Source organism: Psychrobacter sp. AOP31-B2-9, from assembly GCF_052378005.1.
Lineage (GTDB): Bacteria > Pseudomonadota > Gammaproteobacteria > Pseudomonadales > Moraxellaceae > Psychrobacter.
Window position 1 is genome coordinate 1 of the sequence record NZ_JBQSXG010000284.1, and the last position, 1,105, is coordinate 1,105.

The 1,105-nt window shown below is 38.4% G+C and carries 1 protein-coding gene and 1 pseudogene; both read right to left on the minus strand.

Annotated features, from left to right (window positions below; all coding sequences use genetic code 11):
- Positions 1 to 460, minus strand: a pseudogene (locus ACT3SX_RS15195) (hypothetical protein); the annotation flags it as partial.
- Positions 461 to 520: 60 nt separating this feature from the next.
- The coding region (locus tag ACT3SX_RS15200; protein ID WP_444519233.1) for a hypothetical protein at positions 521 to 1,105 on the minus strand (585 nt) is incomplete at its 5' end.

A 1,105-nucleotide genomic window follows, 5' to 3' on the forward strand; every position in this document is an offset into this window, starting at 1 on the left:
GTTTATCAGCATCGTTAAAGGTATTGTCTTGAACAATATTTAGCTCTTTTTGCAATATTGAAAGCTCATCACGAGATATATTATTGGCAATAATCATATCTATACTAAACACAAGTTCGTCTGGTTTGCTTGGATGATTATTGTTCTTTGACAAAGTTATGATATCACTGGTGGATACATAGTTTGCCACAACCTGTACATGAGGGTAGCGAGACTCAAAGCGGGTAATGATATCGGCTAAGGGTGCGCGTAGATTGTTTTCTACTTGTAGATATAGGAGACTATCGGCTAGGATATTTGTCTCATCTTCATTTAGCATTGCCACCGATTTATTGTTGTTTGACATAATTGGCAATGGATCTGTATTTTTACGGTTATTACTCCATAACCAAACAAAAACCGCAATGAGAAGTAGCGATAATAAAATTAGACCAGCGAGCAGTAGCTTGTAGTCTTTCATATAGTGCTGCTCTTATTTTAATTGACTTATTTCGAGTTTGAATAACGTATAATGCTTGACCTAGAATGTGTTTCTATACTTTTGATGTAATACCTCATCTGCTAAATCTGCCAACATATCTGCAAAAATATCGGTACTCTCAGTAGGCGTCGATTCACTATTTTTAAAATCTGCTATCGCTGTGGGTACATGAGTCTTATCTTCTGTGACAGGTGAGTAGGCTGAAAGTAAAACATGCTGATCAGTTGCTGTTGCCCAATCGTTGGTTTGATGTGCAGCCAGTGGTGACTCACCTGTTGAAAGCTTATCTTTTAACCAGCTGAAACCATGGGCTTCCCACCATGCTTCAAAGCGTGGTAACGTGCTACCACGTACAGCGGCAGGCAAGTTCAAGGTCCGGAGTTTTTGTGCCAATACTGGGTCACTGATTGTTTGATGAATACTCAGATAGAGTGAGCGGCTGTCGTCAGTATAAGGTTTTCTTTTCTGCCATGATCTATCGTCAATTTTCATACGTGGCAATTGCCATAATTCACCGCGATAATATACAACATATAAGCGTTGTTTAGGATGAACAAATATAGCATCAATAGGACGTAAAGGCATTGTGTTTAATTCCTTATTAATAAAAAGGATTAAGGTTGT